This window comes from Mesorhizobium sp. B2-3-13, from assembly GCF_006442195.1.
GTDB classification, from domain to species: Bacteria; Pseudomonadota; Alphaproteobacteria; order Rhizobiales; family Rhizobiaceae; genus Mesorhizobium; species Mesorhizobium salmacidum.
Genome location: NZ_VFVQ01000001.1, coordinates 148,403 through 174,606 on the forward strand (window position 1 = coordinate 148,403; position 26,204 = coordinate 174,606).

23 protein-coding genes and 1 other RNA gene are annotated in these 26,204 nt (G+C 63.7%); 21 read left to right on the forward strand and 3 right to left on the reverse strand.

Features of this window, described 5'->3' with window-relative positions; all coding sequences use genetic code 11:
* Window positions 1–10: 10 nt before the first annotated feature.
* Window positions 11–3,643: a hydantoinase B/oxoprolinase family protein gene (locus tag FJ941_RS00660; RefSeq protein WP_140502401.1), complete on the reverse strand. Its 3,633-nt coding sequence runs from the start codon at window positions 3,641–3,643 to the stop codon at window positions 11–13.
* Between the two features lie 184 nt (window positions 3,644–3,827).
* On the opposite strand from FJ941_RS00660, the gene FJ941_RS00665 reads away from it, so the two are divergent.
* From FJ941_RS00665 to FJ941_RS00675, 3 genes are all read left to right on the forward strand, one after another.
* Window positions 3,828–4,040, forward strand: a complete 213-nt coding sequence (locus FJ941_RS00665; RefSeq protein WP_140502402.1) for a hypothetical protein — start codon at window positions 3,828–3,830, stop codon at window positions 4,038–4,040.
* 149 nt (window positions 4,041–4,189) lie between these two features.
* Complete coding sequence (locus FJ941_RS00670; RefSeq protein ID WP_140502403.1) at window positions 4,190–4,909, forward strand: DnaJ family molecular chaperone; 720 nt, start codon at window positions 4,190–4,192, stop codon at window positions 4,907–4,909.
* Window positions 4,906–5,661, forward strand: coding sequence for an N-acetylmuramoyl-L-alanine amidase (locus FJ941_RS00675; protein ID WP_140502405.1), 756 nt, complete (start codon window positions 4,906–4,908; stop codon window positions 5,659–5,661). Before FJ941_RS00670 ends, FJ941_RS00675 begins: the two co-directional genes overlap by 4 nt.
* 208 nt (window positions 5,662–5,869) lie before the next feature.
* On the opposite strand, the gene FJ941_RS29275 is transcribed toward FJ941_RS00675, so the two are convergent.
* A complete protein-coding gene (locus FJ941_RS29275) occupies window positions 5,870–6,088 on the reverse strand; it encodes a hypothetical protein (protein ID WP_246673665.1) in 219 nt (72 codons plus the stop codon).
* Here FJ941_RS29275 and FJ941_RS00680 point away from each other — a divergent pair.
* The 3 genes from FJ941_RS00680 (at window position 6,009) to FJ941_RS00690 (ending at window position 7,409) form a co-directional block, all read left to right on the forward strand.
* Window positions 6,009–6,593, forward strand: coding sequence for a transglycosylase SLT domain-containing protein (locus FJ941_RS00680; RefSeq protein WP_246673663.1), 585 nt, complete (start codon window positions 6,009–6,011; stop codon window positions 6,591–6,593). The two genes, FJ941_RS29275 and FJ941_RS00680, sit on opposite strands and share 80 nt — an antisense overlap.
* A gap of 65 nt (window positions 6,594–6,658) precedes the next feature.
* Window positions 6,659–7,058: RNase P RNA component class A (rnpB, locus tag FJ941_RS00685), an RNA gene on the forward strand.
* A 36-nt stretch (window positions 7,059–7,094) separates the two neighbouring features.
* On the forward strand, window positions 7,095–7,409 hold the full coding sequence (locus tag FJ941_RS00690; RefSeq protein ID WP_246673649.1) for a type II toxin-antitoxin system RelE/ParE family toxin: 315 nt from the start codon (window positions 7,095–7,097) through the stop codon (window positions 7,407–7,409).
* 59 nt (window positions 7,410–7,468) lie between these two features.
* Here FJ941_RS00690 and FJ941_RS00695 read toward each other — a convergent pair whose 3' ends face one another.
* Window positions 7,469–8,584 carry a cystathionine gamma-lyase gene (locus tag FJ941_RS00695; protein ID WP_140502407.1) on the reverse strand — a complete coding sequence of 372 codons (1,116 nt, stop codon included), beginning with the start codon at window positions 8,582–8,584 and terminating at the stop codon, window positions 7,469–7,471.
* Between the two features lie 406 nt (window positions 8,585–8,990).
* On the opposite strand from FJ941_RS00695, the gene mraZ reads away from it, so the two are divergent.
* The 15 genes from mraZ (at window position 8,991) to ftsA (ending at window position 26,188) form a co-directional block, all read left to right on the forward strand.
* Window positions 8,991–9,464 carry a division/cell wall cluster transcriptional repressor MraZ gene (gene mraZ / locus FJ941_RS00700; RefSeq protein ID WP_140502409.1) on the forward strand — a complete coding sequence of 158 codons (474 nt, stop codon included), beginning with the start codon at window positions 8,991–8,993 and terminating at the stop codon, window positions 9,462–9,464.
* The gene (rsmH, locus tag FJ941_RS00705; protein ID WP_140502410.1) at window positions 9,461–10,477 is read left to right on the forward strand and encodes a 16S rRNA (cytosine(1402)-N(4))-methyltransferase RsmH; all 1,017 of its coding nucleotides are present in this window, start codon (window positions 9,461–9,463) and stop codon (window positions 10,475–10,477) included. Before mraZ ends, rsmH begins: the two co-directional genes overlap by 4 nt.
* Window positions 10,478–10,481: 4 nt before the next feature.
* Entirely contained in the window at window positions 10,482–10,877 is a 396-nt protein-coding gene (locus FJ941_RS00710; RefSeq protein ID WP_140502412.1) for a hypothetical protein, read from the forward strand.
* Window positions 10,874–12,598, forward strand: a complete 1,725-nt coding sequence (locus FJ941_RS00715) for a penicillin-binding protein 2 (RefSeq protein ID WP_140502413.1) — start codon at window positions 10,874–10,876, stop codon at window positions 12,596–12,598. Before FJ941_RS00710 ends, FJ941_RS00715 begins: the two co-directional genes overlap by 4 nt.
* Before the next feature lie 54 nt (window positions 12,599–12,652).
* Entirely contained in the window at window positions 12,653–14,101 is a 1,449-nt protein-coding gene (locus tag FJ941_RS00720) for a UDP-N-acetylmuramoyl-L-alanyl-D-glutamate--2,6-diaminopimelate ligase (protein ID WP_140502414.1), read from the forward strand.
* A complete protein-coding gene (locus tag FJ941_RS00725; protein ID WP_140502416.1) occupies window positions 14,098–15,579 on the forward strand; it encodes a UDP-N-acetylmuramoylalanyl-D-glutamyl-2,6-diaminopimelate--D-alanyl-D-alanine ligase in 1,482 nt (493 codons plus the stop codon). The genes FJ941_RS00720 and FJ941_RS00725 overlap by 4 nt, the downstream gene beginning before the upstream one ends.
* Before the next feature lie 17 nt (window positions 15,580–15,596).
* Entirely contained in the window at window positions 15,597–16,679 is a 1,083-nt protein-coding gene (mraY, locus tag FJ941_RS00730) for a phospho-N-acetylmuramoyl-pentapeptide-transferase (RefSeq protein ID WP_140502418.1), read from the forward strand.
* Window positions 16,680–16,687: 8 nt separating this feature from the next.
* Window positions 16,688–18,088 carry a UDP-N-acetylmuramoyl-L-alanine--D-glutamate ligase gene (gene murD / locus FJ941_RS00735; RefSeq protein WP_140502419.1) on the forward strand — a complete coding sequence of 467 codons (1,401 nt, stop codon included), beginning with the start codon at window positions 16,688–16,690 and terminating at the stop codon, window positions 18,086–18,088.
* On the forward strand, window positions 18,088–19,239 hold the full coding sequence (ftsW, locus tag FJ941_RS00740; RefSeq protein WP_140502420.1) for a putative lipid II flippase FtsW: 1,152 nt from the start codon (window positions 18,088–18,090) through the stop codon (window positions 19,237–19,239). The genes murD and ftsW overlap by 1 nt, the downstream gene beginning before the upstream one ends.
* A gap of 1 nt (window position 19,240) precedes the next feature.
* Complete coding sequence (gene murG, locus FJ941_RS00745; protein ID WP_140502421.1) at window positions 19,241–20,368, forward strand: undecaprenyldiphospho-muramoylpentapeptide beta-N-acetylglucosaminyltransferase; 1,128 nt, start codon at window positions 19,241–19,243, stop codon at window positions 20,366–20,368.
* Complete coding sequence (gene murC / locus FJ941_RS00750) at window positions 20,365–21,765, forward strand: UDP-N-acetylmuramate--L-alanine ligase (protein ID WP_140502423.1); 1,401 nt, start codon at window positions 20,365–20,367, stop codon at window positions 21,763–21,765. The genes murG and murC overlap by 4 nt, the downstream gene beginning before the upstream one ends.
* Window positions 21,762–22,727: a UDP-N-acetylmuramate dehydrogenase gene (gene murB, locus FJ941_RS00755; protein ID WP_140502424.1), complete on the forward strand. Its 966-nt coding sequence runs from the start codon at window positions 21,762–21,764 to the stop codon at window positions 22,725–22,727. Before murC ends, murB begins: the two co-directional genes overlap by 4 nt.
* 301 nt (window positions 22,728–23,028) lie before the next feature.
* Entirely contained in the window at window positions 23,029–23,955 is a 927-nt protein-coding gene (locus FJ941_RS00760) for a D-alanine--D-alanine ligase (protein WP_140502425.1), read from the forward strand.
* Entirely contained in the window at window positions 23,943–24,884 is a 942-nt protein-coding gene (locus FJ941_RS00765) for a cell division protein FtsQ/DivIB (RefSeq protein ID WP_140502426.1), read from the forward strand. The genes FJ941_RS00760 and FJ941_RS00765 overlap by 13 nt, the downstream gene beginning before the upstream one ends.
* The gene (gene ftsA, locus FJ941_RS00770) at window positions 24,881–26,188 is read left to right on the forward strand and encodes a cell division protein FtsA (RefSeq protein ID WP_015317215.1); all 1,308 of its coding nucleotides are present in this window, start codon (window positions 24,881–24,883) and stop codon (window positions 26,186–26,188) included. Before FJ941_RS00765 ends, ftsA begins: the two co-directional genes overlap by 4 nt.
* The last annotated feature ends 16 nt before the right edge of the window (window positions 26,189–26,204 follow it).

The following is a 26,204-nucleotide window of genomic DNA, read 5'->3' on the forward strand; positions in this document are numbered from 1 at the left end:
GACGCCTTCTTTATAGCGTACCGAACCCGCCCGGCGTCGGCGTGGTCACGATGACGGCCTCACCGGCGTCGAGCACGGTCTGATCGCAAGCCTTCAGCACGTCGACCGTGCCGTCGTTGCGGCGCACCTTGGTCGAGCCGACCTCGCCGTCGCCGCCGCCGTCTAACCCTTGCGGCGGGCGGTTGCGGTGCGAGGACAGGATCGCGCATTCCATCTTCTCGAGGAAGCGAATGGTGCGTTTGGTGCCGTCGCCGGCGTTCCATTTGCCCTTACCGCCGGATCCCTGGCGGATGTGAAAATCCTCCAGCACCACGGGGAAGCGCAGTTCCAGCACCTCCGGGTCGGTGAGGCGCGAATTGGTCATGTGGGTGTGGACGCCGGAGGTACCGGCAAAGCCGCGACCGGAGTTCATATGGCCGGCCGGCGAGCCGGAGCAGATCGTCTCGTAATACTGATACTGCTTGTTGCCGAAGGTCAGGTTGTTCATCGTGCCCTGCGCGTTGGCCATCGCGCCCATGGCGCCGAACAGGGCGTTGGTGACGTGCTGCGAGGTCTCGACATTGCCGGCGACGACGGCGGCAGGGTAGGTGGGCTTGAGCATGCAGCCGTCGGGAATGACGATATTGATCGGCCTGAGGCATCCCGCATTCATCGGGATCATGTCCTCGACCATGACGCGGAACGCATAGAGGACCGCAGCGCGGGCGACCGGCTCGGGCGCATTGAAGTTGTTCTTCATGACAGGCGACGTGCCGGTGAAGTCGACGGTCGCCTCGCGTTTTTGCCGGTCGACGGTGATCTTCACCTTGATGACCTGGCCGGTGTCGGTCGGATATTCATATTCCGACGTGTCCGGCAGCCGCTCCAGCACGCGGCGCACGCTCTCGGCCGCGTTGTCCTGCACATGGCCCATATAGGCTTCGACGACGTCGAGGCCGAAATGCCCCACCATCTTGCGAAGTTCCGCCACGCCTTTCTCGTTGGCGGCGATCTGTGCCTTCAGATCGGCGATGTTCTGGTGCGGGTTGCGGGCTGGGTAGCGGTGGTCCGTGAGCAGCGTGTGCAGCTCCTTTTCGCGGAATTTTCCGCGGTCGACGATGCGGAAATTGTCGAACAGCACGCCTTCCTCGTCGACCGTGGTGGCGAGCGGCGTCATCGAGCCCGGCGCGGTGCCGCCAATGTCGGCATGATGCCCGCGCGAGGCCGCCCAGAAGAGAATGCTTTTCCGGGCATCGTCGAAGACCGGCGTCACCACGGTGATGTCGGGCAGATGCGTACCGCCATTATAGGGGGCGTTCAAGGCAAAGACGTCGCCGGGATGAATGTCGCCGGAGTTCAGCCGGATGATGGTTTCGACTGAACGGTCCATGGAGCCGAGATGCACCGGCATGTGCGGCGCATTGGCGACCAGCGCCCCGGTGTGGTCGAAGACGGCGCAGGAAAAATCGAGCCTTTCCTTGATGTTGACGGAGTAGGCGGTGTTCTGCAGCGTCACGCCCATTTGCTCCGCGATGGACATGAAGAGATTGTTGAAGACTTCGAGCATCACCGGATCGGCCTCGGTGCCAAGGGCAGCGGCGCGCGCTTTCTTTTCCGTACGGCGTATGACAACGTGATTGAGGTTGGTGATTTCGGCTTGCCAGCCCGGCTCGACGACGATGGTCTGGTTCGGCTCGATGATCAAGGCGGGCCCGGCGACCAGATTGGACGGTCCGAGGGTCTCGCGACGGTAGACGCCAGCTTCACGCCACCGGCCTTCCGTGTAGATGCGCCGGGTATCGGAAGTGGCTGACTTGACCCTTGCAGGTCCGGCAGGCGCAAAGGCCCCGGCGCTGGTCTGGCCGGTTTCGGTGCCTTCGACGCCGACGGTCTCGACGATCATTGGCTTGTCGTCATAAACGAAGCCGAATTGTGCCTTGTGGGCGATTTCGAAATCGCGCCTGGCCTGGAAGATCGAGTCTGCCTCGAAATTCACCGGCAGTGCCGTGTCAGTGCCGTCATAGCGAATGTGCAGTACGGGCCTGGTGGAAACCGAGCCCTCGGCGATGCCTTGCGCCGCCAACTCCGCGATCACCGCCTTTTTCAAGGTGGCGATGAGGCCGCCGATTTCTGTTCTGGATTCTTCGGCGAGAGGCTTCAGCAGCGCCTGCTGGCGCGAGGCAAAGATCGAGGCCAGGCCGATCCCATAGGCCGACAGCAAGCCGGAGAAGGGATGGATCAGCACCGCCTCCATGCCGAGCGCGTCGGCGACCAGGCAGGCGTGCTGTCCGCCGGCGCCGCCGAAACAGTTCAGGAGATATTCGGTGACGTCGTAGCCGCGCTGCACGGAAATCTTCTTGATCGCATTGGCCATGTTCTCGACCGCGATGGTGACGAAGCCTTCGGCGACCGCTTCCGCCGAGCGGCCGTCACCGATCCCGGCGGCAAGAGCCGTGAATTTCGCGCGCACGGTTTCCGCGTCGAGCGGCGCGTCCTGGCCGGGGCCGAAGATCGACGGGAAGAAATCGGGCCGCAGCTTGCCCAGCATGACGTTGGCATCGGTGACGGCCAGCGGGCCGCCGCGCCGGTAGGCGGCGGGGCCGGGATTGGCACCAGCGGAGTCCGGTCCGACGCGGAAGCGGCCGGCCTCGTAATGCAGGATCGAGCCGCCGCCGGCGGCGACGGTGTGGATGCGCATCATCGGCGCGCGGACACGCACGCCGGCGACCTCGGTGTCGAAGGCACGCTCATAATCGCCGTCATAGTGGGCGACGTCCGTGGACGTGCCGCCCATGTCGAAGCCGATGACCTTGTCGAAACCGGCGAGCTTCGCCGTCTCGACCATGCCGACCACGCCGCCGGCCGGGCCCGACAACAGCGCGTCCTTGCCCTGGAACATGTCGGCGGCGGTGAGGCCGCCAGAAGACATCATGAACATGAGGCGAGGGGATTCGTCGTTTTCTCCCGCCGCACCCAGTTCTCCCGCCACCCGCTGTACGTAGCGTGAGAGGATGGGTGACAGATAAGCATCCACCACCGCGGTGTCGCCGCGGCCGACCAGTTTGATCAGCGGCGAGACCTCGTGGCTGACCGAGACCTGGCCGAAACCAAGCTTGCGGCAGACCTTGGCCACCGCCTTCTCGTGATCAGGATATTTCCAGGCATGCATGAAGGCGATCGCAACGGCATCGATGCCATCGGCTTTCGCTTGTTCTATGGCCGGCCGGCAAGCTGATATGTCGAGCAACCGTTCGACGCAGCCGTCGGCGAGCACACGCTCGTCGATCTCGATGACGCGCTCGTAGAGTTGCTCGGGGAGGATGATCTCCTTGGCGAAAATGTCGGGTCGTGCCTGGTAGGCTATCCTGAGCGCATCGCGAAACCCCCTGGTGATGAGCAACAAGACGCGGTCGCCCTTGCGTTCCAGAAGGGCGTTGGTGGCCACCGTGGTTCCCATCTTGATGTCGCCGATCAGGCCGGACGGGATCGCGGCGACCGTGTCAAGGCCGAGCAGGTCGCGAATGCCTTGAATGGCGGCGTCGGCATAGGCTTCGGGATTCTCAGACAGCAGCTTGCGCGGATGCAGCCCACCTTGCGGGTCACGGCCGATAATATCGGTGAAGGTGCCGCCGCGATCGATCCAGAAATCCCATTTCGCGGTCATGCGGCTGTCTCCGGTATTCCATTTCCGGTGTCGTTGTTAAAGCGCCGAAGCGTCGGCAGCAATAACGCTTGCATGCCATTGATGTTACAGGTGGAAATGCAACGTTACGAAACCCATAGCAATCTCGGGCATTTGTGTCTCGACCGTTCACCGCAACGTGAACGTGTGTCGAAGGAGAGATGTAATGAAAAAGCTCGTTCTTGCTTCCCTGTCCGCCCTTGCCCTGCTGGGCGTCGCGGCCTGCAGCGACAGCGGCACAGGCACCGACAACACCACAACGCAGAGCACCAATCCGCCGCCTGCCGAGCAGCCGATGAAGCCCGCGGCTCCGGCTGACAATTCGACCAAGCCTGCCGAGCCGGCTCCGGCAACGCCTGCTCCTGCGCCCGCGCAGTAGTTTGTAAGCAGTAAGTGCCTTGGGAGAGAGGCCGGCTCTACGCCGGCCTTTCTCGCATAGGCACCGGCAATGCGCCTCTCGTTCACAGACCCGACAGATGGCTGTTATTGACTTGATAGCGGGGATCGGTTGGCTCTATGAAGCGGGCCATGTCGATTTGGGACCGCCTCGGCGACTTCATCACGCGGGTTTCGTCTTCAACCACCTCTGGTGTCGCCGATGTGGTCGAGGCTGTGCGCACGGTTTTTTCCGGCGACGCCGACTTGCGCCGCCGCGTCGCCTTCTCGGTGGCGATGATCGCGCTTTCGGCCAAGATGGCCAAGGCCGACGGCATCGTCACCCAGGATGAGGTACGCGCCTTTCAGGAAATCTTCGAAGTGCCGCCGAAAGAGACGCGCAACGTTGCGCGGCTGTTCGATCTCGCCCAGCGGGACGTGGCCGGTTTCGAAACCTATGCCGAGCGCATGGCGCAGCTCTGCGGCTCCGGGCACTCCAATTGCGTGATGCTGGAAGACATACTCGACGGCCTGTTCCACATCGCCAAGGCCGATGGGCTGGTGCATGAGCGCGAAGGCATCTTCCTGCATCGTATCGCCGAGATCTTCCGCATCGATGAAACGCATTACGAATCGATCTTGGCGCGGCACGTCAATCTTGGCGCAGGCGACCCCTATGTCGTGCTCGGCATCGAGCGCGGCAAGCCGTTCGAGGAGGTTAGAAAACGCTATCGCAAGCTGGTGTCGGACAACCATCCGGATCGGTTGATCGCGCGCGGGTTGCCGCAGGAATTCATCAAGATCGCGACGACCAGGGTCGCGGCGATCAACGCCGCTTATGAGATGATCGAGCGGGGCCTGCGGCACGCATGACCGGCTTCCTGCCCGACGAGCCGAGCGCCGAGGTCAGGGTATCGCCGAATTTCGGGCCAAGGCGCGACGCGCAGAAGCCCGACATGATCGTGCTGCACTATACCGGTATGGCGAGTGGTACCGGGGCCGAAGCCTGGCTGTGCGACCCGGCGAGTGAAGTCTCGTCGCATTATCTTGTCCATGAGAATGGCCATATCGTGCAGATGGTCCGGGAAAGCGACCGCGCCTGGCATGCCGGCCAGAGTTCCTGGTTCGGACGCACCGACATCAATTCCTGCTCGGTCGGCATCGAAATCGTCAATCCGGGCCATTCACTGGGCTATCCCGGCTTTCCGAAACGTCAGATCACGGCGGTCATCGAGCTGTGCAAGGGGATTGCCGCGCGGCATGCGATCGGCGCCGAGCGGGTGCTGGCGCACTCCGATGTGGCGCCGGGCCGCAAGATTGATCCCGGCGAGAAGTTTCCATGGGCCGCGCTGTTCAAGGCAGGGGTCGGCCATCTCGTGCCAGCCTCTCCCGTCAGGCGCGGAGCCGCGCTGAAGCCCGGCGACCGCGGTGCCGATGTCGAGACACTGCAGTCGATGCTGTCGCTCTATGGCTATGGTGTCGAGATATCGGGCGTTTTCGACGATCGGACACGGGTCGTGGTCGAGGCCTTCCAACGGCATTTCCGGCCGCGCCGGATCGACGGAGTTGCCGACGGCTCGACGATGCGCACACTGCAGAAGCTGCTTGCTTCCGTCAGGAGTTGACCCTGGGTCAATTCCTGATTCAAGTAATCCTCCCTGGCCCTAAAGTTACAAACTGTCACTTAAAGTGACTTGCCCCGCCTTTATTGGCGCCAAATCGGGCTTCAAAGGGCTTTTCGTACAGTTTGTCGGACGTCCAGCCCCTCGGGTGTTCCGATATTGATCAAGCGATGCCACGCGAAGATCTTCGCGCGGTCCCAACAGAACAGGATCACATGCAGAAATTGACGGTTTTAACGGCAGCTCTTGCTGCCGGCGTAATGAGTTTTGCCTTCGGTGCGGCCGACGCCGCGCCGTTCAGCCCGCGGGCCGACCAGGGCTTCGTCGCGGCACCCGCCAAAGGCAAGGCCATTTCGGCCAAAAGCAGCAAGAGTGCTAAGGCGACGACGAAGCACGCTTCCGCGAAAGTGGAAAAGGCAAGCTGGACCAAGGCAAGGAAATCCTCTGCCAAGAGGCAGACAAAGCGCGGTCGCAAAACCGTGGACATGACGACGACGGCATCGATCGGTCTCAGCAACGTCGCTGCGGCGACCGCGGCAGTGACGAGCGGCGGCCAGTATTCCGCGATTGTCGCCCGCTACGCGGCGAGCTACGGCGTTCCGGTGTCGCTGGCCAACGCCGTGATCCAGATCGAAAGCAACTACCGGCCGAACATGGTCGGCGGCGCCGGCGAGATCGGCCTGATGCAGATCAAGCCGGCAACCGCGCGCATGATGGGTTACAGCGGGTCGGCCAAAGGCCTGTTCGATCCCGACACCAACATCAAATACGGCATGAAGTACCTCGCTATGGCGCGCGACCTCGGCGGTGGCACGACCTGCGGCACGATCCTGAAATACAATGCCGGCCATGGCGCCACCCGGATGAACCCGGTTTCGGCGGCTTACTGCAGCAAGGTCAAGGTTCAGTTGGCGGCCGTCGGCGCGCCGGCTTGACAAGAACCGGTCCCGACCGGCTTTTTTGGTTGCGTTTTGTGGTGTGAACCCCTTTATACGCCCTGCCAGCTGGCCGGGCGGCCGCACCCGCAAACGCCGAAAGGCCGCGGGTGAGGAAAGTCCGGGCTCCATGGAGACACGGTGCCGGTTAATGGCCGGCGGGGGCGACCCCAGGGAAAGTGCCACAGAAAGCAAACCGCCACGACTTTGTCGGGGTAAGGGTGAAAGGGTGGGGTAAGAGCCCACCGCGCGACTGGCAACAGGAGCGGCACGGTAAACCCCACCGGGAGCAAGACCGAATAGGGGCGGTGCGAGGGGAAACTCTCGAGGGCTGTTTCCAGCTCACCGTCCGGGTAGGTTGCGTGAGGCGCATGGCAACATGCGCCCAAGATGAATGGCCGCCACGTTCTCGTCTCGCAAGGGGCGAGGGCCATACAAAACCCGGCTTACAGGCCAGCTGGCAGTTTCTCTCCGCTACATCTAGGAAGGTTGCACCCATGGGTGCAGCTTCTGATCCAACGGCGCGGCGCTGCTGTTCGCCTCGTGGATGCGCTGGAAAGACGTTGGGATTTGCTGACCTTGCATCCCTTCTCAGGTGCGCCGCGCGACGACATAGCGCCGGGTATCCGCCATCTGATTGTCGGCGAATATCTCACCTTGTACCGGTCGGCGGTGATGCGATCGAAATTCTTCGCGTGCTGCATGGTCGTCGCAACATCGAAGCCGATGACCTCGGCTCGTAGAGCGATTCCAGGAAAGCGCGCAGCGCCTTTCCCGGGAAAAGCGCGTAGCGCTTTCCCTGGCGGAATTGCGTAAAGACAAAGAGTTAGAGCGGTTCGGCGAGTCTATCAAACACTGAACCGCTTGTCGATTTGTCAGCCGCTGATCCTGCCCAGCGAGGCCTCGATCGCCTTCCAGAGTTCTTCCACGGGCTCACAGCCTACCGACAAGCGAACGAAGCCGGCCGGAACCGCATCGCCTCGCTTAAGCCGCCGCTCAGCCGAAGTGTGGACGCCACCGAAGGAGGTCGCGGCCTGCATCAGGCTGCAATTGTTGATGAAATCCTCGGCTTTCTGCTCGGAAGCGAGTTCGAAGGAGATGAGGAAGCCGAAGCGCTCCATCTGGGCGCGGGCAAGATTGTGCGAGGGATCGCCTTCCAGTCCGGGATAGCGCAGGCCGGTGATCGCCCGATGCCCCTGCAGGCGCCGCGCGATCACTTCCGCCGATGAGCACATACGGTCGAAGCGCACATCGAGTGTTTCCAGGCCGCGATGCACCAGCCAGGCTTCGAATGGGCCGGGGATGCTGCCCGAGACCTCGCGCCAGCCGGTCACGGCGGCGATGATATCCGCATTGCGGCTGGCGACATGGCCGAACAGCACGTCGGAATGGCCATTGGGCGCCTTGGTGTCGGCGGCGACAACGATATCGGCGCCGTGATCGAGAGGGCGCTGGCCGAAGGGCGTCATCGTCGTGTTGTCGATCACCAGCAGCGCGCCGGCCTTGTGAACGGCTTCGGAGACAGCTGCGATATCGCAGATGTCCAGCCCCGGATTGGCTGGCGTTTCGACGAAGGCCAGGCGGTAGCCATCGAAGCCGCCGTCGAGGAAAGTCGATGTCGGTCTGACATCGTAGGTGACGCCGAGCGGCTTCAGGAAACGATCGGCCAGCGCCCTGGTGGTATGGTAGCCGTCCGAAGGCAGCAGGATATGGTCGCCGGCCTTGAGCACGGCAAAGAATGCCGCCGAGATCGCCGCCATCCCCGAGGGAAAACCGACGCAAGGCGCGTCTTCCAAATGAGACAACATGTGTTCGACGGCATCCCAGGTCGGGTTGCTGAAGCGGCCGTACTGGTTGAAGCCGGTGGCATCGCCCGGAGCATGGAAAATGGCGGCCATGGTCAGGGGCAGGGGAATGGAATCGCCCATGGCAAACCCGCCGCGACGCAAATGGGGAAGGGCTGCAGCGCGCGACTTCGCAGTTTCAGACATCGATTTCAAATCCCTTGGTGATCGGTGAGAAGGGCGAGACGCTATGCCCGGCCGCGGCTCGCGGCAAGGCGCCTCAAGTTGGGCCAGGCAGGCTCTAAACGGTTCGTTAGGCTTAATAGACCATAAAGACGAGACGTGCTGTCAAAGCCTTCTCGTCGGCATGGTGCGCGTGTTTGAGAAGCCTATTCCCGTTGACGCCCATAGTGCCCCATGATATCCCATCCAGACATCAAAGCCTTCGTTCCGCGTCAGGGTAGAGCGTACGCCAATCGGGCAGCCGCGGCGGCTGTGCGTTTGCCGGTTTTCGCCCGTGTGGACGAGGTGGGTGCGGGGCAGGCAATGCGCGGCGGTGGCGCGTGCGGCACGATGAAGAGGGGTGCGGCGGCGCAAGCGGCCGCAACGTGTGATGGACCGGTTTCTGTCGAACACGGTGAGCAGGATCGATGCGAAGGGGCGGGTGTCCGTTCCTGCGCATTTTCGTGCCGTGGTGCAGAAGCGCGGCTATTCGGAGCTCTACGCGCTGCGCTGCCTGGACCTGCCGGCGATGGATGTCGGCGGGCTCGATCTGCTCGACCGCTACGAGCAGCGCATCGCGCGGGAAGACCCGTTCCTGCAGACTGCGGACGACATGTCGTTCTTCTGCCATGGCGACGGCGCATTCCTGAAACTCGACCAGGACGGCCGCATCACCATGACCGATTTCATTCGCGAGCATGCCGGCATCTCGGCGGAGGTGGCCTTTGTCGGGCGCGGCAATTTCTTTCAGATCTGGGAGCCGGGACGGCTTGCGACCTATGGAGCGCAGGCGCGGGCCAGGCTTTTGCAGCTTCGGCAGCGGACGAAGGCTCACGAGGCCAAGGCTGGGGAGCGACCGGAATGACGGTGGGCCACGGCGATGATATCAACGCCGTTGGCGGATCGGTCCGCCACATTCCGGTCCTCCTTGGCGAAGTGCTGGAAGCGCTGGCGCCGGCAGAGGGCGACATCATCATCGACGGTACGTTTGGCGCCGGCGGCTACACCAAGGCCATCCTGGCGGCCGGCGCGTCCGTCGTTGCCATCGACCGCGATCCGGATGCCATCGCGGCCGGCCGCGACCTCGAGGCGTGGTCCGGGGGCCGGCTGCGGCTCGTGCAGGCGCCGTTCTCGACGCTCGACGAACACGTCGAAAGCGCCGACGGCGTCGTGCTCGACATCGGCGTCTCCTCGATGCAGCTCGACCAGGCCGAGCGCGGCTTTTCCTTCCGCAACGACGGACCGCTCGACATGCGCATGGCGCAGGCGGGACTGAGCGCCGCCGATGTCGTCAACAGTTTCAAGCCGGGCGACCTTGCCCGCATCTTCGGCTTCCTCGGCGAGGAGCGTCACGCCGGCCGTATCGCCCGCATGATCGAGGCGCGCCGGGAAAAACGCCCGTTCGAGCGAACGCTGGAACTCGCCGACGCGATCGAGACGCATATCGGCCGCGCGCCGAAGGACAAGATCCATCCGGCGACGCGCGTCTTCCAGGCGCTGCGCATCTTCGTCAATGACGAGCTTGGTGAATTGGCCAGGGCACTGTTCGCGGCCGAACGCGCGCTGAAGCCCGGCGGCCGCCTTGTCGTGGTGACGTTCCATTCGCTGGAAGACCGCATCGTCAAGCGTTTCATCGCCGACCGCGCCGACGCCATGACCGGCTCGCGCCACATGCCGGAGGCGCAGGCGCGCACCGCGACTTTCCGCAAGGCTGGTGGCGGCGTGACGGCAGGCGACGCCGAGGTTGCGGCCAACCCGCGCGCCCGCTCGGCCAGACTGCGTGCGGCGATCCGCACCGAGGCTCCGGCGCGCAGCGGCGATTTCTCGATCTTCGGTCTTCCAAAACTTCCTGGCATCGACCGGCCGGGGGAGAGGTAAGCACGTGTTTCGTACCAGCGATATTGTCCTGATCGCCGTCATGGTTTCGGCCGCCGCCCTGACCTACAAGGCCAAGCGCGAGGCCGAGGACCAGTTGGCGGCCGTGCAGAAGATCCATGCCGAGATACGTTACGAGGAGGACACGATCGACCTTCTCAAGGCCGACTGGAGCTTGCTCACCCAGCCGTCGCGGCTGCAGAAGCTCGCCGAGCTCTACAAATCGCAGCTCGCTTTGGAGCCGGTCAGTGCCCGGCAGATCGTGGGCCTGGGCGACCTGCCGGCCAAGGCCCTCGACATCCAGGACATCCTGAACGGGCGCCAAGGCGCCATGGCCGACAATTCCGACAAGGCGCCCTTGGGCGACAAGGATCCCGTCGTGACCGGAGACATCGCCCAATGATCGGCAAACTGCTGAAACGCTTCGCCACGGTAGGCCGCGCCAGGACGGGCGAGGACGGGTCGATCGTGGTCGAAGGCGCCCGCAAGGCGACCGGCGGCAAGGGCAAGGCGCGCATCGTGATGACGATGGCGGTATTCTTCGGCATTTTCTCGACTATATCCGGACGGCTGGTCTATCTCGGTTTCCAGACACCCGACCTGTCGGGCGGTCCGCAAAGCCGGGTGACCGCGTCACGTCCCGACATTGTCGATCGCAACGGCGAAGTGCTGGCCACCGACATCAAGACAGCGTCGCTGTTCGCCGAGCCGCGCCGCATCGTCGATGCCGACGAGGCGATCGAAAAGCTGTCGACGGTGCTGCCCGAGATCGACTATGAGCAGACCTATCACAAGCTGAAGAGCGGCGCCGGCTTCGTCTGGCTGCAGCGGCAGCTGACGCCCAAGCAGCAGGCCGACATTATGCAGCTCGGCATTCCCGGTTTTGGCTTCCGCACCGAAAAGCGCCGTTTTTATCCGAGCGGCGAAACCTCATCCTACATTGTCGGCCTGACCAACATCGACAACCAGGGCATCTCCGGCATGGAGAAATATATCGATGAGCAGGGCCTGAGCGACCTGCAGGCGTCGGGCCTGGCGGTGGCGAAGGATCTCAGACCGGTCAAGCTTTCGATCGATCTGCGCGTCCAGCATGTGGTGCGCGACGAGATCGCCGCCGGCCTGGAACGCTATCGCGCCATGGGGGCTGGCGCCGTCGTGCTCAACGTCAAGACCGGCGAAGTGGTCGCCATGGCGTCGGTGCCGGATTTCGATCCGAACAATCCATACAATGCGCAGGACAAGGACCGGCTCAACCGGATGTCGGCGGGACTCTATGAGATGGGCTCGACGTTCAAGAGCTTCACCTCGGCCATGGCGCTCGATTCCGGCAAGGCGACGATGTCGAGCCGCTTCGACGCTTCGCATCCAATCCGGGTCGGCCACCAGGCCATTCACGATTTCCACGGCAAGAACCGCGTGCTGTCGTTGCCGGAGGTGTTCCTCTATTCCTCCAATATCGGGTCGGCCAGGGAGGCCGAGCTGGTCGGCATCGAGGCGCATCGCGAATTCCTGCATCGCCTCGGCATTCTGGAGAAGATGCAGACCGAACTGCCCGAAGTTGCCCGCCCGACCGAGCCGAAGGTCTGGAAGCAGGTCAATTCGTTCACCATCGCCTTCGGCCATGGCGTGTCGACGACGCCGCTGCAAGCGGCTGTCGGCTGCGCGGCGCTGGTCAATGGCGGATTCCTGATGCAGCCGACATTCCTGGTCCGCAGCCAAGAGGATGCGATGGCGGCGGCCAAGAAAGTGGTTGCCGAAAAAACTGTCGAGGGCATGCGCTACCTCTATTCGCTCAACGCCGAGAAGGGTTCGGCCAGAAACGCCCGGGTTCCCGGCTACCGCGTCGGCGGCAAGACCGGAACGGCCGAGAAGGTCATCAATGGCCGTTACTCGAAGGAGTTGAATTTCAACACCTTTGTCGCCGCCTTCCCGATGGATGATCCGCAATATCTGGTGTTCACGATCGCCGACGCCCCGCATCCGGAAAAGCCCGGGATGACCGACGTCGCGGCCAACAATGCAGGGGTAATGGCAGGCAATATCATCAGGCGTGCAGCGGCCATGCTTGGCGTGAAGCCAGATTTCAGCCATGAAAATGGTGCAACGCTGGTTTCCTATCAGTGATTCTTGGGGCGCGCCGGCAACTGCGCGCTATTTTGTTGCGGTGAACGGGACTCGATGAAGCTCAAAGATCTAGCCGGTATCCTGCCAGTCGAAGGAACAGCTTCCGCCGATCTGGAGGTTTCCGGCATCTCGTCGGATTCCCGCCAGGTAAAACCGGGCGTCCTCTTTTTCGCGCTTGCCGGCACCAGGGCCGATGGCGCCAGCTACGCCGCCGACGCGGCCCGGCGTGGCGCTGCCGCGATCGTCGCGGGCAGCGCCCTTGCCGATTTGCCGGTTCCGGTGCTGGCGGTCGATGATCCGCGCCTGGCACTGGCGTTGAGTGCCGCCCGCTACTTCCGCAGACAGCCGCAAACCATGGTCGCCGTGACCGGTACCAGCGGCAAGACGTCGGTCGCCGCCTTCACCAGGCAGATATGGGAGCAGGCGGGATACGCAGCCGCCTCGATCGGCACCACCGGCGTGGTCGCGCCCGGCCGCAACGAATATGGTTCGCTGACGACACCCGATCCGGTCGCCCTGCACCAGTTGTTGAGGGAATTGGCCGATGCCGGCGTTACCCACGCCTCGATGGAGGCCTCCAGCCATGGGCTCGACCAGCGCCGCCTCGATGGGGTGAAGCTCTCGGCTGGCGGCTTCACCAATCTCGGCCGCGACCACATGGATTACCACCCGACGATCGAGGATTATCATCGCGCCAAATTGCGCCTGTTCGACACGCTGCTGCCGAAGGGCGCACCGGCCGTTGTCTTCGCCGACGATCCGTGGTCGGAACCGACGATAAAGGCGGCGCTGGCCGCTGGGCTCGACGTGCTGACGGTCGGCCGCCATGGCGATTTCCTCAGGCTGAAGCGGGTCGAGCATGAGCGTCATCGCCAGCGTGCCGAGGTCGAGGCCGACGGTGTGATCCACGAGATCGACCTGCCGCTCGCCGGCGATTTCCAGATAGCGAATGCGCTGGTTTCGGCGGGGCTTGCCATTTCCACAGGAACACCTGTCGCCAAAGCCTTGGCAGCATTGGAGAAATTGAAAGGCGCGCCGGGCCGGCTAGACCTGGTCGGCACCACGGCGAGCGGCGCGCCGGTCTATGTCGATTACGCCCACAAGCCCGATGCGCTGGAGAATGTTCTGTCCTCGGTGCGTCCGTTCACCACCGGGCGCGTGATGGTCGTGTTCGGCTGCGGTGGCGATCGTGACCGGGGAAAACGACCGATCATGGGCGAGATCGCGACCCGGCTCGCCGATGTCGTCATCGTCACCGACGACAATCCGCGCTCCGAAGTGCCCGAGACCATCCGCGCCGCCATTCTCGCCGCTGCGCCCGGTGCCATCGAGATCGGCGACCGGCGCAAGGCAATCCACGAGGCTGTCGGCATGCTGCATGCCGGCGACACGCTGATCGTGGCCGGCAAGGGCCATGAGGAAGGCCAGACGATCGGCTCTGAAACCCTGCATTTTTCCGACCATGAGGAAGTGCGCGCCGCGCTCAGGGAGCGTGCCGCATGAGTTTGCTGTGGACATCCGAAACGCTGGTTGCCGCCACGGACGGGCGGCCGCTCGGCCCCATGCCCGAAGGCATATCGGGCATTTCGATCGACAGTCGCAGCCTGCAGCCGGGCGAGGCCTTCTTCGCCATCAAGGGCGAGGCGATGGACGGCCATGACTTCGTCACCGCCGCCATCAAGGCCGGCGCCGGCGTGCTGGTGGTGGCGGAAGGCAAGTTGCCGTCTCTTGGCCGGCTGACGGCGCCGATCATCGTCGTCGAGGACGTGCTGGTTGCGCTCGAAAAGCTCGGTGTCGCGGCGCGCGCCCGCTCGCAGGCCAGGATCATCGCGGTGACCGGCTCCGCGGGCAAGACCACAACCAAGGAGGCGCTTCGCCACGTGCTTTCAGCCGTTGGCAAGGTGCATGCCTCGGCGCAGTCCTTCAACAACCATTGGGGGGTGCCGCTGACCCTGGCGCGCATGCCGGCTGACTGCGACTATGCCGTGTTCGAGATCGGCATGAATCATCCCGGCGAGATACGGCCGCTGGTGAAGATGGTGCGGCCGCATGTCGCCATCGTCACCATGATCGCGGCCGCGCATCTTGGCTTCTTTCGCAATCTGGACGAGATCGCCAAGGCCAAGGCCGAGATTTTCGAGGGTCTGGAGCCCGACGGTGCCGCGGTGCTCAACCGCGACGATGCGCGTTTCAAGCTGCTGGACAAGATGGCACAGGCTGCCGGCGTCGAGCATGTCTATGGCTTCGGCGAGAATGCTCGCTCGACCTTCAAGCTGGTCAAGTGCGAGTTGCATGCCGATCATTCCGACATCGCCGCCAGGATCAGCGGCCACGATATGATCGCCCGTATCGGAGCTCCCGGCCGGCACATGGTGCAGAACGTGCTGGCGGTGCTTGGCGCCGCGCATCTGATTGGCGCCGATCTCGACAAAGTTGCATTGGCGCTGGCCGATCTCTCGGCCGAGCGCGGGCGCGGCAAGCGCCACGTGCTGCGGCACCCCGGCGGCTCGACTTCGGGCCAGCCCGGTGGCTCGGCTTCGGACCAGCCCGGTGGCCAAATCACGCTGATCGACGAGAGCTACAACGCCAATCCGGCCTCGATGGCGGCCGCCATGGCGCTGCTCAATGCGACGCCGGTGACGGGCGAGGGCAGGCGCATCGCCGTGCTTGGCGATATGCTGGAGCTCGGCGACCACTCGGCCAAGCTGCATGCCGCTCTTGCCGATCTCATCGTCGGCACGGGCACGCGGACAGTCTTTCTCGGCGGGCCGGAAATGCGGTCGCTGGCGGAAGCGCTGCCGGGCGATATCAGGACGGAATACCGCGCCGGCGTCGAGGAGTTGAAGCCGGTGCTGCTCGCCGCGCTGAAGCCGGGCGACGTGGTGATGATCAAATCGTCGAAGGGCATCGGTTTTGCAAAACTGGTCGATGCGCTGCTGGGCAAATTCCCGGCCAAGACGATAACCAGTAACCAGACCTAGTCGGGGAACGAAAGCGCATGTTCACACTGCTGGTCGATTTCGCGGACAAGGTCTCTGTCTTCAATGTCTTCCGCTACATCACGTTCCGCACCGGCGGCGCGCTGATCACCTCGGCGCTGATCGTCTTCATCTTCGGGCCGACCATCATCAATTCGCTGCGGCTCAGGCAAGGCAAGGGTCAACCGATCCGCGCCGACGGGCCGCAGACCCATTTCAAGAAGGCGGGCACGCCGACCATGGGCGGCCTGATGATCCTGTCCGGCATCATCGGCTCGTCGCTTTTGTGGGCGAACCTGTCGAGCATCTATGTCTGGGTGGTGCTGTTGGTGACACTCGGCTTCGGCTTGATCGGCTTCTACGACGATTATCTGAAGGTGACGAAGCAGTCGCATCTCGGCTTCTCCGGCAAGGCGCGGCTTGCGTTGGAATTCATTATCGCCGGCATCGCCGCCTGGGCGATCATGCACAATGGCCAGGCGCCGTTCTCGTCGTCGCTGACCTTCCCCTTCGCCAAGGAATTCATCATCAACCTCGGCTGGTTCTTCATTCCGTTCTCCTGCTTCGTCATCGTCGGCGCCGGCAATGCGGTGAATCTGACCGACGGCCTCGACGGTCTGGCGATCGTGCCGATCATGATCGCGGCGGCGTCCTTCGGCGTCATCGCCTATCTCTCGGGCAACGCGGTGTTCGCCGAATATCTGCAGATCCATTTCGTGCCCGGCACCGGTGAACTGGCGGTCGTGCTTGGCGCGGTCATCGGCGCCGGCCTCGGCTTCCTCTGGTTCAACGCGCCGCCCGCGGCGATCTTCATGGGCGACACCGGGTCGCTCGCCATGGGCGGTCTGATCGGCACGGTCGCGGTCGCCACCAAGCACGAGATCGTGCTCGTCATCGTCGGCGGCCTGTTCGTGGTCGAAATCCTCTCGGTCATCATCCAGGTCGGCTACTTCAAGATGACCGGCAAGCGCGTGTTCCTGATGGCGCCGATCCATCATCATTTTGAAAAGCTCGGTTGGACCGAAAGCCAGGTGGTGATCCGCTTCTGGATCATCGCCGTCATCCTGGCGCTGGTCGGCCTCTCCACCCTCAAGCTCAGATAGGCCGCCATTTGATCCCCGCCGCATCCTTCGCAGGCAAGCGTGTTTCGCTCTTCGGACTCGGCGGCTCGGGGATCGCCACGGCGCGCGCGCTGATCGAGGGCGGCGCTGAGGTGCTGGCCTGGGATGACAATCCCGACAGTGTCGCCAAGGCGGCAGCCACCGGTATCGCCACTGGCGATCTGCGTGGCGCCGACTGGGCTGGGTTTTCCGCCTTCGTGCTGTCGCCCGGCGTGCCGCTGACCCATCCCAAGCCGCACTGGACCGTGGAATTGGCGCGCGGGGCGGGCGTCGAGGTCATCGGCGATATCGAGTTGTTCTGCAGGGAGCGGACGCAGCGTTCGCCGGATGCTCCCTTCATCGCCATCACCGGCACCAACGGCAAGTCGACAACGACCGCGCTGACGGCGCATATTCTCAAGGCCTCCGGACGCGACACGCAGATGGGCGGCAATATCGGCCGCGCGGTGATGACGCTCGATCCGCCGAAGCCCGATCGCCACTACGTGGTCGAATGCTCGTCCTACCAGATCGACCTTGCGCCCTCGATCAATCCGACGGCCGGTATCCTGCTCAATCTGACGCCCGACCATCTCGACCGCCACGGCACCATGCAGCACTACGCCTCGATCAAGGAGCGGCTGGTGGCAGGCAGCGAGACGGCGATCATCGGCATCGACGATTCCTGGTGCGCGCAGATCGCCGATCGGCTGGAGCGGGCAGGGCGGCAGGTCATCCGCATTTCCAAGCGTCTGCCGCTGACCGACGGCTATTTCGCCGACGGCACCAACATGATGGAGGCCGTGCATGGCCGCTACAGCCGGGTCGCCTTCCTCGAAGGCATCGGCTCGCTGCGTGGCCAGCACAATGCGCAGAACGCTCTAGCCGCCGTCGCCGCCTGCCTCAAGGTCGGGCTCGACCTCGGCGAGATCCAGTCCGGACTGGAAAGCTTTCCGGGTCTCGCCCATCGCATGGAGCAGGTTGGCCGCAAGGACCATGTGCTGTTCGTCAACGATTCCAAGGCGACCAATGCCGATGCCGCGGCACCCGCGCTGTCCAGCTTCAGCCGCATCTACTGGATCGCCGGCGGCCTGCCGAAGGAAGGTGGCATCGAGCCGCTGCGCGGCTTCTTCCCGCGCATCGCCAAGGCCTTTCTGATCGGCGAGGCCGCACCCGCCTTTTCGGCGACGCTCGGCGAGGCCGTGCCTTATGAGATCTCGGGCACGCTGGCCGCCGCGGTCGAGCACGCCGCGCATGACGCAGCCAAAGACGACAGCGGCGAGGCAGTGGTGCTGTTGTCGCCGGCCTGCGCCAGTTTCGACCAGTTCAAGAATTTCGAGGTCCGCGGCGAAGCCTTCAGGCAAGCTGCGAGCGCTATAGATGGTGTCAAACCCATCGGAGGGGCACGATAATGCAGAGCCGTCTCGACAAAAGTCCGGTCGCAACCTGGTGGTGGACCATCGATCGCTGGTTCCTGGCGGCGTTCCTGTCGCTGATGGGGCTCGGCATCGTGTTGTCCTTCGCGGCAAGCCCCGCGGTCGCCGAACGCATCGGCCTCGACAGTTTCCATTTCGCCACCCGACAGATCATCTTCACCGTGCCTGCGCTCGGCGTGATGCTGGCGGTCTCCTTCCTCGATTCCAGGCAGATCCGGCGCATGTCGCTGATCATGCTATGCCTCATGCTGGTGCTGATGGTGGCGGTGCTCTATGTCGGCGTCGAGGTGAAGGGCGCGCGCCGCTGGGTGTCGCTCGCCGGCCTGTCGATCCAGCCTTCGGAATTCCTCAAACCGGCCTTCGTCATCATGTGCGCCTGGCTGTTCGCCGAACACAAGCGCCAGCCCGACATTCCCGGCAATCTGTTCGCCATGCTGCTCCTGGTCTTGGTCGTGTCGCTGCTGGTAGCGCAGCCGGACCTTGGTCAAACCATGCTGACCACCGGCACCTGGGGCATTATGTTCTTCATGGCGGGACTGCCATGGCTTTGGATCATCGTGCTGGGAGCCGCCGGCGTCGGCGGCGTCTTCGCCGCCTATACGGTGTTTCCGCACGTCGCGCTGCGCATCGACAAGTTCCTCACCGGCGAAGGCGACACGTTCCAGGTCGACATGGGCCGCGATGCGCTGATCAATGGCGGCTGGTTCGGCGTCGGGCCGGGCGAGGGCACCGTCAAACGGGTCATCCCCGACAGCCATGCCGACTTCGTCTTCTCGGTCGCGGGCGAGGAGTTCGGGCTGATCATGTGCTTCTTCATCATGTCGATCTTCGCCTTCATCGTGCTGCGCGGTCTCAACACGGCGCTCAAGGAGCATGACGACTTCACCCGCTATGCCGTCGGCGGTCTGGTCACCGTGTTCGGCTTGCAGGCCGTCATCAACATGTGCGTCAACCTGCAACTGGTGCCGGCCAAGGGCATGACGCTGCCCTTCATCTCCTATGGCGGCTCCTCGCAGATCGCCATCGCCATCTCGATGGGCATGGTGCTGGCGCTGACGCGCAAGCGGCCGGAAAAGCGCAAGCAGATGGGCTTTGCGCTGCCGCAGCGCACCATGCCGGCGGAGTGACATGGCCAGAGGCGTTATCCTTCTCGCGGCGGGTGGAACCGGCGGACATCTGTTTCCAGCCGAAGCGCTGGCGCACGAACTGATCGAGCGCGGCTGGGCGGTGCATCTGGCGACCGACACCCGGGCCGAGCGGTTTGCCGCCCGTTTCCCGGCGGCGGCCGTCCATCCGATCCAGTCGGCGACGTTAGGCTCGAAAAATCCCTTCACCCTGCTTGGCGCCTTCTGGAAAATCTGGAGCGGCGTGCGTCAGGCCTCCGCCATTATCGGCAGGATCAAGCCGGAGGCCGTCGTGGGCTTTGGCGGCTATCCGACCTTGCCGCCGCTCTATGCGGCGACGCGGCGCAAGGTTCCGACGCTGATCCATGAGCAGAACGCGGTGATGGGGCGCGCCAACCGGGCGCTGTCGGGCCATGTCGATGCGATAGCCGGCGGCTTCCTGCCGCAGGATGAGAGTGCGGCCGGCGCCAAGACGGTGACGACCGGCAATCCGGTCAGGCCGGCTGTGCTCGAAGCAGCCAGGACACCTTACGTCGCTTCAACCAGGGATGAGCCTTTCCGCCTGCTGGTGTTCGGCGGCAGCCAGGGCGCCCAATTCTTTTCCGATGCGATGCCGGGGGCAGTCGCGCTGCTTTCCGATGCACAGCGCAGACGCCTTGTCATTACTCAACAAGCTCGCGCGGACGACGTGGCGCGGGTGAAGGCGGCCTATGCCGCGCTTGGCGTCGCCGTCGAGGTCTCGCCGTTTTTTACCGACATGGCGGCGCGCATTGCGGCGGCGCATCTGGTGATCTCGCGTTCCGGCGCCTCGACTGTCTCGGAGATCGCAGTTATCGGCCGGCCGGCGCTGCTGGTCCCCTATCCCTTTGCACTCGACCACGATCAGGCAGCGAATGCGGCAGCGCTCGCTGCCGCTGGCGGCGGCGAAGTGTATGTGCAATCGTCGCTTTCGTCCGAGCGTATCGCGGCACTGCTCGGCGCCCTGATGGACCAACCGGAGCGGCTTGCGACGATGGCCGCCGCGGCCAAGTCGGTCGGCAGGCCCGACGCGGCACGGTTGCTCGCCGACCTCACAGAGGCTATTGCGTCCCGCAAAACAGTATCGGATTTCAGGAAGGGAACGCACCCATGAAGATGCCGCAGACCATTGGCCTCGTGCATTTCATCGGCATTGGCGGCATCGGCATGAGCGGCATCGCCGAGGTGCTGCACAATCTCGGCTACAAGGTGCAAGGGTCCGACCAGGCCGACAGCGCCAATGTGCAGCGGCTGCGCGACAAGGGCATCGAATGCTTCGTCGGCCACAAGGCCGAGAATCTCGGTGACGCCGAGGTCATCGTGGTCTCGACCGCGATCAAGAAGTCGAATCCCGAACTGAAGGCGGCGCGTGAAAAACTGTTGCCGATCGTGCGCCGCGCCGAGATGCTTGCCGAGCTGATGCGTTTCCGCCAGGCTGTTGCCATCGGCGGCACGCATGGCAAGACGACGACTACCTCGATGGTGGCGACACTGCTTGAAGCCGGTGGGCTCGACCCGACCGTCATCAATGGCGGCATCATCAATGCCTATGGCACCAATGCGCGCATGGGCGACGGCGAGTGGATGGTGGTCGAAGCCGACGAAAGCGACGGCACCTTCCTCAAGCTGCCGGCCGACATCGCGGTCGTCACCAACATCGATCCCGAGCATCTCGATCATTATGGCAATTTCGACAATGTGCGCGAAGCGTTCCGCCAGTTCGTCGAGAACGTGCCTTTCTATGGCTTCGGCGTGATGTGCACCGATCACCCGGAAGTGCAGGCGCTGGTCGGCCGCATCGAGGACCGGCGCGTCATCACCTATGGCGAGAACGCACAGGCCGACGTGCGCTTCACCAACCACCGCATGGCGGGGGCGACCTCGGAGTTCGATGTCATCATCCGCGACCGCAAGGGGCGCGGCCAGACAACGATAGCGGGCCTGCGCCTGCCGATGCCTGGTCACCACAATGTATCCAACGCGACGGCCGCGATCGCGGTCGCGCACGAACTCGGCCTCTCCGCCGAAGCGATCAAGAAGGGCCTGTCTTCCTTCGCCGGCGTCAAGCGCCGCTTCACGCATACCGGTTCCTGGAATGGTGTCGACGTGTTCGACGACTACGGTCACCACCCGGTCGAGATTTCGGCGGTACTGAAGGCGGCGCGCAGCGCCACCAATGGGCGTGTCATCGCCATTGCCCAGCCGCACCGCTTCACCCGGCTGCACGATCTGTTCAATGAGTTCTCCGCCTGCTTCAACGATGCCGACACGGTGATGGTCGCCCCGGTCTACGCCGCCGGCGAAGAGCCGATCGACGGCGTGACCTCGGACGCGCTGGTGTCGCGCATCCGCGCCGGTGGCCATCGCGACGCCCGCTATATCGAGGGTCCGGCTAATATCGCACCCGTCATCCGTGACATCGCCAAGCCCGGCGACTTCGTCGTCTTCCTGGGCGCCGGCAATATCACCCAATGGGCCTATGCTCTGCCGAAGGAGCTTGCCGCCTCATGATGAACGGCCAGGCCCTGATCGACAGACTTGGCGACCGGCTGGCCGGCCTGCGCGGTCGCATCACGCCGAATGCCGAGATGGACAAGATCACCTGGTTCCGGGCAGGCGGCCTTGCCGAGGCGCTGTTCCAGCCCGCGGACGAGGAGGACCTTGCGGCGTTCCTCAGGGCGGTTCCCGAAGAGATCCCCCTGACGATCGTCGGCGTCGGTTCGAACCTTCTGGTCCGCGACGGCGGCATCCCGGGTTTTGTCGTCAGGCTTTCCGCGAAGGGCTTTGGCGAGGCTGAAGTCATTTCCCCGATCAGGATCAAGGCAGGTGCCGCCACGCCCGACAAGCGTGTGGCGGCGGTGGCGCTCGAGGCCGGCATTGGCGGCTTCCATTTCTACCACGGCATTCCAGGCGCCATCGGCGGGGCGCTCAGGATGAATGCCGGCGCCAATGGCGTCGAGACGCGCGAGCACGTCGTCGAGGTGCGGGCGCTCGACCGCAAGGGCAATGTCCAGACGCTGAGCAATGCCGAGATGGGATATGCCTACCGCCATTCGGCGGCGCCCGTCGGGCTGATCTTCACCTCGGCCGTTTTCGAAGGCTTTGCCGAGGACAAAGCGGTGATCAAGACGGCGATGGATGCGGTGCAGAACCATCGCGAGACCGTGCAGCCGATCCGCGAGAAGACCGGCGGCTCGACCTTCAAGAATCCGGAAGGCACCTCGGCCTGGAAGGAAATCGACAAGGCGGGTTGCCGCGGCCTAATGATCGGTGGCGCGCAGATGTCGCCGATGCACTGCAACTTCATGATCAACACCGGAACCGCGACCGGCTACGATCTCGAATATCTCGGCGAGACGGTGCGCGCGCGGGTGCTCGAGCATTCCGGCATCCGGTTGCAGTGGGAGATCAAGCGCATCGGCGATTTCCGCTCCGGGCATGCCGTGCAGGAGTTCCTCGGCCAGCTCCTTTAGCGCATCTTGAAGTTCACGTGATGCGTGAACTTCAACGGGATCGAAATGCCGTGAAATCGTTGCTGCAAAGACTCAGCGACACGGTTTTCGCATCCATTTTCTCAGAAAGTGAATCTCTCGGAATCATAAGTACTTGCCAGTGAATCAACTCTCTGATTCTCTGCCCTAAAGCGTTTCCTGATTTGAGTCGTTCGACGCGTTACCCGCGTTTTCCGTCTGGGGGGGCAACCTGCCGGGAGACTCGGACTCAATGTTGCGGAAATCTTGGATTTTGGTCCGCCGTGAGAGGGGATGACGGGGAATGAAAAACAAGCATGTGGCCGTATTGCTGGGAGGTTTCTCGTCCGAGCGGCCCGTGTCCTTGTCTTCGGGAAAGGCCTGTGCCGATGCGCTGGAGCAGGAAGGCTATCAGGTCACTCGTGTCGATGTCGGGCGCGATGTCGGCTCGGTGCTTGCCGAGATCAAGCCCGACGTCGCCTTCAATGCGCTGCATGGACCCTTTGGCGAGGATGGTACTATCCAGGGTATCCTTGAATATCTCGGCATTCCCTACACCCATTCCGGCGTGCTCGCCTCGGCGCTTGCCATGAACAAGGAGCAGGCGAAGAAGATCGTCAAATCGGTCGGCGTTCCCGTTGCCGAATCGAAGGTCGCCAACCGCTTCTCTATCCAGAACAAGCACCCGATGAAGCCGCCCTACGTGGTCAAGCCGGTCAGCGAGGGATCGAGCTTCGGCGTCGTCATCGTGTTGGAGGGGCAGTCGCACCCACCGCAGGTGATCGGGTCGTCCGAGTGGAAATATGGCGATACCGTCATGGTTGAGCGCTACATCCATGGGCGCGAGCTGACCTGCGCCGTCATGGGCGATGTGGCGCTTGGCGTCTGCGAGATCATCCCGACGGGTCATTCCTTCTACGACTATGATTCAAAATATGTCGCGGGTGGATCAAAACACGAATGCCCCGCAAAAGTTTCACCGAATATTTACCAAAAAATACAGACACTGGCGCTCAAGGCTCACCAAGCTGTCGGCTGTCGGGGCGTTTCCCGGTCGGACTTCCGTTATGACGATCGTCACTCCGAAAATGGCGAAGTTGTATGGCTCGAGGTCAACACTCAGCCGGGCATGACGCCGACGTCTCTGGTGCCTGAAATTGCCGCCCATGCCGGGCATTCGTTTGGTGAACTGTTGAGTTGGATGGTGGAGGACGCTTCGTGTCTGCGTTGAAATGGGGGCAGGGCAAGGTGAGGGGCGCGGCCGGGCCGTCGCTGTTCGGCCTGCCATTGTCGTTGGACCATTTCGTCCTGCCGCGCGTGCTTCGCCGCCCGGTGCGCATCCTGACGCGCCTTGGAGATGGTGAATTCCAGGCGCCGCGGTTCTCCGTCGCGATCATGTCGTCGGTGCTGCTGGCTTCGAGCGGGGTCTATGGCGCCTACCTCGGCGGTCATGCCGACGGCATCATTCAAAGCATCACCGCCCGCACCGGCTTTGCCGTTGATCAGGTCAAGGTGGTCGGCAACCGTCAGACTTCAGAGATCGACATTCTCGACAGGCTTGAACTCGATGGCTGGACTTCGCTGATCGGCTTCGATGCCGAGGCCGCGCGGGAGCGCATCGCGACCTTGCCGTGGATCCAGGTCGCCGCGGTGCGCAAGATCTATCCGCATACGCTCGAAGTGCGCGTCGAGGAGCGCGCGGCTTTCGCGCTCTGGCAGCAGGGCAACGACCTCTCCGTCATCGAAAAGGATGGCGCTGTCATCGCGCCGTTCTCGGGCGGCAAGCAGGTGCTGCTGCCGCTGTTGATCGGTACCGGCGCGCCCGCCAAGGCGCCTGATTTCCTGGCCAGGATCGAACAGTATCCTGACCTTGCCAGTCGCATCAAAGGCTATGTCCGCGTCGGCGAGCGGCGCTGGGACCTGAAGCTGGACAACGGCATCACCATCAAGCTACCCGAGGATGACGAGGAACAGGCGCTCGCCGAGCTCGTCAAGATGGACCATGACAAGGGCCTGCTGTCGCGCGACATCGCCGCCGTCGATATGCGCCTGACAGACCGGCTGGTCGTGGAGCTGACGCCACAGGCGGCGACGCAGCGCGAAGCCGCGCTCAACGAGAAGCCGAAAACCCTGAAACGCAAGCCGGAGACGAAGATATGAGCTGGCTTGGCGGTTCTGGCGATGCCTCGTCGCGCCGGTCGGGCACCCTGACGGTGCTGGATGTCGGCTCGAACAAGGTCTGCTGCATGGTGGCCAAGCTCAAGCCGAACGATGACGGCAAGCTCCTGCGCGGCCGCTCGCACCGCATCCAGGTCATCGGCATCGGCCACCAGAAATCGCAAGGCGTGAAGTCGGGTGTCATCGTCGATCTCGATCGTGCCGAGCATGCTATCCGCCTTTCCGTCGACGCCGCCGAGCGCATGGCCGGGCTGACGGTCGATTCGCTGATCGTCAACATGACCGCCGGACGGCTGAAGAGCGAAAGCTTCTCGGCCACCATCAACCTTGGTGGCCACGAGGCCGACGAGGCCGACATCAAGCGCGTGCTCGGCGCCGGCGCCAAGCAGGCGCTGAAGGCCGAGCGCGAGGTGGTCCATTCGCTGCCCGTCGGCTTCTCGCTGGATGCCGAGCGCGGTGTGCGCGATCCGCGCGGCATGGTGGGCGACACGCTTGGCGTCGACATGCATGTGCTGACCGGTGATGCCGCGCCGATGCGCAATTTGGAGCTTTCCATCAATCGCTCGCACCTGTCGGTCGAGCGCATGGTGGCGACGCCCTATGCCAGCGGGCTGGCGGCACTCGTCGACGACGAGCTGGAACTCGGAGCCGCCTGCATCGACATGGGCGGCGGCACGACGACGATCTCGGTGTTTTCGGAAGGCAAGTTCGTTCATGGCGACGCCATCGCCATTGGCGGCAACCATGTCACGCTCGACATGGCCAAGGGACTTTCGACCTCGCTCGATGCCGCCGAACGGCTCAAGGTGATGCACGGCTCGGCGTTGCCGGGCAGTGCCGACGACCGCGACCTGGTCTCGATCCAGCCGATCGGCGACGATGGCGACGTGCCGCTGCAGATCCCGCGTTCGGTGATGACGCGCATCGTGCGCGCCCGCATCGACGAGACGCTCGAACTCCTGCGCGACCGGTTGAACAAGTCCGGCTATGGCAATGCGGTCGGCAAGCGCGTCGTACTCACCGGCGGCGCCAGCCAGCTGGCCGGCCTGCCGGAGGCGGCGCGCCGCATCCTGGGGCGCAATGTACGCATCGGTCGCCCGCTCGGCGTGGCGGGCTTGCCCGAAGCGGCGAAAGGCCCTGCTTTCTCGGCCGCTGTCGGGCTTCTGATCTATCCGCAGATGGCGAGCTTCGAGAGCCATCCGGCGAAAGGCATTTCCGGTCTCAGGATGACCGGAACTGGTGGAAAACTGCATCGCATGAGTCAGTGGTTGAGAGACAGTTTCTAATTGACGGGGACAGCCC

Excerpts from the sequence above, each read along its gene's own strand:
- FJ941_RS00660 (WP_140502401.1), bottom strand. The coding sequence starts at position 3,643 with ATGACCGCGAAATGGGATTTCTGGATCGATCGCGGCGGCACCTTCACC.
- FJ941_RS00665 (WP_140502402.1), top strand. The coding sequence starts at position 3,828 with ATGAAAAAGCTCGTTCTTGCTTCCCTGTCCGCCCTTGCCCTGCTGGGC.
- FJ941_RS00670 (WP_140502403.1), top strand. The coding sequence starts at position 4,190 with ATGTCGATTTGGGACCGCCTCGGCGACTTCATCACGCGGGTTTCGTCT.
- FJ941_RS00675 (WP_140502405.1), top strand. The coding sequence starts at position 4,906 with ATGACCGGCTTCCTGCCCGACGAGCCGAGCGCCGAGGTCAGGGTATCG.
- FJ941_RS00695 (WP_140502407.1), bottom strand. The coding sequence starts at position 8,584 with ATGTCTGAAACTGCGAAGTCGCGCGCTGCAGCCCTTCCCCATTTGCGT.
- mraZ (WP_140502409.1), top strand. The coding sequence starts at position 8,991 with ATGGACCGGTTTCTGTCGAACACGGTGAGCAGGATCGATGCGAAGGGG.
- rsmH (WP_140502410.1), top strand. The coding sequence starts at position 9,461 with ATGACGGTGGGCCACGGCGATGATATCAACGCCGTTGGCGGATCGGTC.
- FJ941_RS00715 (WP_140502413.1), top strand. The coding sequence starts at position 10,874 with ATGATCGGCAAACTGCTGAAACGCTTCGCCACGGTAGGCCGCGCCAGG.
- FJ941_RS00720 (WP_140502414.1), top strand. The coding sequence starts at position 12,653 with ATGAAGCTCAAAGATCTAGCCGGTATCCTGCCAGTCGAAGGAACAGCT.
- FJ941_RS00725 (WP_140502416.1), top strand. The coding sequence starts at position 14,098 with ATGAGTTTGCTGTGGACATCCGAAACGCTGGTTGCCGCCACGGACGGG.
- mraY (WP_140502418.1), top strand. The coding sequence starts at position 15,597 with ATGTTCACACTGCTGGTCGATTTCGCGGACAAGGTCTCTGTCTTCAAT.
- ftsW (WP_140502420.1), top strand. The coding sequence starts at position 18,088 with ATGCAGAGCCGTCTCGACAAAAGTCCGGTCGCAACCTGGTGGTGGACC.
- murG (WP_140502421.1), top strand. The coding sequence starts at position 19,241 with ATGGCCAGAGGCGTTATCCTTCTCGCGGCGGGTGGAACCGGCGGACAT.
- murC (WP_140502423.1), top strand. The coding sequence starts at position 20,365 with ATGAAGATGCCGCAGACCATTGGCCTCGTGCATTTCATCGGCATTGGC.
- murB (WP_140502424.1), top strand. The coding sequence starts at position 21,762 with ATGATGAACGGCCAGGCCCTGATCGACAGACTTGGCGACCGGCTGGCC.
- FJ941_RS00760 (WP_140502425.1), top strand. The coding sequence starts at position 23,029 with ATGAAAAACAAGCATGTGGCCGTATTGCTGGGAGGTTTCTCGTCCGAG.
- ftsA (WP_015317215.1), top strand. The coding sequence starts at position 24,881 with ATGAGCTGGCTTGGCGGTTCTGGCGATGCCTCGTCGCGCCGGTCGGGC.